The sequence below is a fragment of the Wolbachia endosymbiont of Atemnus politus genome (genome assembly GCF_013309895.1).
Window position 1 is genome coordinate 1 of sequence record NZ_JAAXCS010000114.1, and the last position, 4,068, is coordinate 4,068.

Below are 4,068 nucleotides of genomic sequence, written 5' to 3' on the forward strand. Positions count from 1 at the left end.
GGGGTTTCTGTTGCGTTTATCACGAATGATTTGACAGACGAGGAGAGGAAAGAGGCTTATAGTGCAGATATCGTATATTCAACAAACAATGAACTTGCTTTTGATTACCTGCGGGACAACATGAAATTTTCTCGAGAAGATATGGTCCAGAGGGGCTTCAGTTACGCGATAGTAGACGAAGTGGACTCCATATTGATCGATGAAGCTCGCACTCCGCTCATTATTTCTGGTCCAGTTGAGGAAAACAATCAGATATATAAGCACATAAACAAAATAGTTACTAAGTTAGTTAATTCTGATTACGAGGTGGACGAAAAGGGTAGAGCAGTATTCCTTACTGAAGATGGTATTTCACGAGTGGAGGAGCTGCTGAGATCATATAATCTCATTCCTGAAAATTCCTCGCTATATGATACCAATAATATGATAATGACTCACTATGTAGACCAAGCATTACGTGCGCATAAGCTGTTTACTGCTGATAAAGATTATATAGTAAAAGATGGCAAAGTAGTAATTATCGATGAGTTTACTGGGCGTATGATGGAAGGTAGGAGGTACTCCGATGGTCTTCACCAGGCACTTGAAGCGAAGGAGAATCTTGAAATTCAGCGTGAAAATCAAACTTTGGCATCGGTTACGTTTCAGAATTACTTTCGTATGTACAACAAACTTTCTGGTATGACGGGAACAGCAGCAACAGAGGCAGAAGAGTTTCGTGATATATACAGACTAAACGTTGTAAAAATTCCAACTAATGTGTCTGTAAAGAGAATAGATGTTGATGATGAAATTTATGGCACAGAAAAAGAAAAATTTAACGCTGTGTTAAACTTTATAGAAGAATGCCACAAACGCCTTCAACCGGTCCTTGTCGGCACGGTCAGTATTGAAAACTCTGAAAAACTTTCTGTGCTTTTGCAAAGCCATTCTCTTAAGCATTCGGTATTGAATGCTCGTTATCATGAACAAGAGGCATACATAATAGCGCAAGCTGGAGTGCCAGGCAGCATTACTATAGCGACTAACATGGCAGGACGTGGAACTGATATTCAGCTTGGTGGTAACGCTGAAATGATTGCAAAGGTGGAGTTAAAGAAGATAAAAAATGCTGGTGAAAGAGAAAAAATATCAAGAAATAGTTGAAAGAGTAAAAAAAGACAAGGAAATTGCTATAAAACCTGGCGGTTTATGTGTTGTTGGAACTGAGAGGCATGAAAGCAGGAGAATAGATGATCAACTACGTGGTCGCTCTGGTCGTCAGGGTGATCCTGGACTTTCTAAATTCTTTTTATCGCTTGAGGATGACTTAATGAGAATATTTGGCTCCGATAGAATGAGAAGTTTTTTACAAAGGGTGGGGCTAAAGAACAACGAAGCTATTCATCACCCATGGATCAATAAAGCACTTGAAAAGGCGCAGAAGAAAGTTGAAGCCCGAAACTACGATGTGCGGAAATCTCTGCTTAAATTTGATGATGTAATTAATAATCAACGCAAAGTTATTTTTAAGCAGAGAAATCATATCTTAGGCAACGAAATCAATGACTTTCTTGGAGTATATAGTGAAGTAAATGAGAGTGTAATAGAAGGTATAGTTCAAAGTGGTTATTACGAAGATTATGTTGAAGATATTGTCAAAGAATTCCACCCAAGATATGGGGTAACGCTTAATAAGGAAGCTCTAGCAGAATTTTTGAATAAACAAGAAGCTTTAGATTATATAAATGGTAAAATACAGGAATTTTTTACTGAGAAAGAAAAATATTTCAATAGTCAGCAAACTACGGATTTGTGGAATACGATAGTGAAGCAAGTGATGATCATGACACTTGATCATTTATGGAGGGAGCACCTATCAATTCTGGAGAGTTTAAAACAAAGCATAAATTTGCGTGCCATGGGACAGAAGGACCCACTGAATGAATTTAAACGCGAAGCTTTTTTGATGTTTGAGTCGATACTTGAAAAGTGGAAAGAGCTCACCATTCACCGCTTAGCACACTTTAAGTTAGCAGACAACCAAGAAATAGGTGGCAGGTTGCATCACACTAAAAGAGACAATTTTCCCAAAGTCTCAAGAAACGACAAATGCCCTTGTAACTCTGGAAAGAAATACAAACACTGTCATGGTGCGGTTACTGTGGTGAATTAGCAGTTGTGGTCTGTCTGTCTTTTATATTATCACAACTAACCTCACTTAACTCGCTATCCGGTAAACGCTCTGGTTTTATTTGTTGAGAAGATCTATCCTCCTCTGATGGTCCTTTGTTAGATATGTACTTCTTCACTCCTTCGGTGATCTTAATTGTAATACCTACTACAATTGCAGTTACAATTGGAAATAATAATGCTGTAGCCCCTATAATCAACAAAGAATTTGCTGTGGTTGACAGAGACGATAAAGAATCTAACTTGATTATTGGAGTAATGCCATATGCGACAAGACCAATTCCAGTTACAATACTTCCGATAAATAAGCTACCTAGGTACATAATTGCTTTTACCTAGGTACATAATGACTCGCTTATATTCCGGTTATGTGAATCTGTAGATGGAGGAGTTGTGATGAGAGCTGCAATTAATGGTACTATAGAAATACCACCGACACAATTCCACCTATTATTAGAGGTGAAAGACTGGTAAAAGTACCAAGTATAAGGCCTATTAAAATGCTTATTATAGCTCCTGTTATTGCTGCTATTCCCACCATCATTAAATAATTTAAACCAAACACTTTACTCCTTTTTATACATACGGTTTTTTTAGGTTTATCTTGTATCCTAAAATTTATAATTAATTGACATGCTATTTATAGCATGTCAATTAATTTATTTTATAGGATTGGTAGTTCTTATAACGCTAACTATGGATAGAGAATAAGAAAAGAGTCCAGTATTTTAGCAATAATAGGAGGTGAATAAGAATGTTTTGTAGATGATTATTGCAAAATAATAGACGAAAATTTTGCAAGTAAATTACTATCCAATGGTAAAAAACCTACAAGAGTGTGTCAGAAATCTGAAATTATAACAATAATTCTGTTATATCAGCAATCTAGATATGAAAACTTTAAGTCATTTTACTTATATTACTTAAAGTTGCTACATAGATCAGACTTTTTCACACTGCCTTCTTATGATAGATTTATTGCGCTAAAACTTCGAGTTTTGTGGTATTTAACAATGTTGCTACAATGGTTATGTGAGTAGGCAAAAAATACAGGTATTTCCTATATTAATTCAACTCCTATCACAGTCTGTCATGCAAAACAAAATAAAGTTTTTACTGGAATTGCAAAATTAAGCAAAAGCACTTATGGCTGGTTTTTTGTTTTCAAATTACATATAACGCAAAGGAAAAAATGCAAGGGGTTACTTTAACAAAGGGTAATGTTGACGATAGAAAGCCAGTTTCGGATCTGACTAAAAAACTAACGGGTTTATTATTTGGAGATAAAGGCTATATTAATAAAGTATCTATTTTTAAAACTAACTTGATGGAAATTTAAAACCAAGATAAAAAAAGGTATGAAAAACGCATTAATTTCTCTAAATGAGAAGATTTTTCTGAGGAAAAGATCTATCATTGAAACAGTTTTTGTTTACCTAAAAAATAGATTAGAAATTGAACACACTCGCCATAGATCTCCTGTTAATTTTTTAGTTCACATTTTTTCTACGCTTATTTCATATTCTTTACAACGCAAAAAACCTTCCATTTCCAACTCTTTCTTCGTCGGCTAATCCATAGTTAGCGTTAAAAAAATCCTTGGAAGCCGAATAATTTACTTGACAAAACTGCTTTGGTAATACCATATTAACATAATAAAATAAGTGTGAGGGGTTTGTGTCTATTGATTACCATAAAGTATTAGGGGTAGAGAGAGGCGCTACTCTGGATATGATAAAGAAAGCGTATAAGCTATTAACACTAAAGTACCATACAGATAAAAATAATGGTAATAGAGAAGCAGAGGACAAATTTAAAGAAATAAAGGCTGCATATGAAGCCCTGTCTAACCATGGGAAAGAAGATAAGGAAGACAGTTTTACGCAAGAAAGGAAA

4 protein-coding genes and 2 pseudogenes are annotated in these 4,068 nt (G+C 35.3%); 4 read left to right on the top strand and 2 right to left on the bottom strand.

The window, feature by feature from the left end:
* Nucleotides 1–2,155: pseudogene (gene secA / locus HET73_RS06320) on the top strand (preprotein translocase subunit SecA); the annotation flags it as partial.
* Here secA and HET73_RS06325 read toward each other — a convergent pair.
* Together HET73_RS06325 and HET73_RS06330 are read right to left on the bottom strand one after the other, a co-directional pair.
* The gene (locus HET73_RS06325) at nt 2,139–2,495 is read right to left on the bottom strand and encodes a hypothetical protein (RefSeq protein WP_174134212.1); all 357 of its coding nucleotides are present in this window, start codon (nt 2,493–2,495) and stop codon (nt 2,139–2,141) included. The pseudogene secA and the gene HET73_RS06325 sit on opposite strands and share 17 nt — an antisense overlap.
* A 95-nt stretch (nt 2,496–2,590) precedes the next feature.
* Nucleotides 2,591–2,737 carry a hypothetical protein gene (locus HET73_RS06330; protein WP_174134213.1) on the bottom strand — a complete coding sequence of 49 codons (147 nt, stop codon included), beginning with the start codon at nt 2,735–2,737 and terminating at the stop codon, nt 2,591–2,593.
* 514 nt (nt 2,738–3,251) lie between these two features.
* Between HET73_RS06330 and HET73_RS09700 the strand changes: the two are divergent.
* The 3 genes and pseudogenes from HET73_RS09700 to HET73_RS06340 form a co-directional block, all read left to right on the top strand.
* A pseudogene (locus HET73_RS09700) lies at nt 3,252–3,511 on the top strand (transposase).
* Between the two features lie 7 nt (nt 3,512–3,518).
* Complete coding sequence (locus HET73_RS09705; protein ID WP_369333900.1) at nt 3,519–3,746, top strand: transposase; 228 nt, start codon at nt 3,519–3,521, stop codon at nt 3,744–3,746.
* Nucleotides 3,747–3,849: 103 nt separating this feature from the next.
* Nucleotides 3,850–4,068, top strand: a 219-nt coding sequence (locus HET73_RS06340) for a DnaJ domain-containing protein (RefSeq protein WP_174134214.1), incomplete at its 3' end; no start/stop codon positions are given.

Bases quoted from the DNA above. Each gene is read 5' to 3' on its own strand.
- HET73_RS06325 (WP_174134212.1), bottom strand. From the start codon at position 2,495: ATGTACCTAGGTAGCTTATTTATCGGAAGTATTGTAACTGGAATTGGT.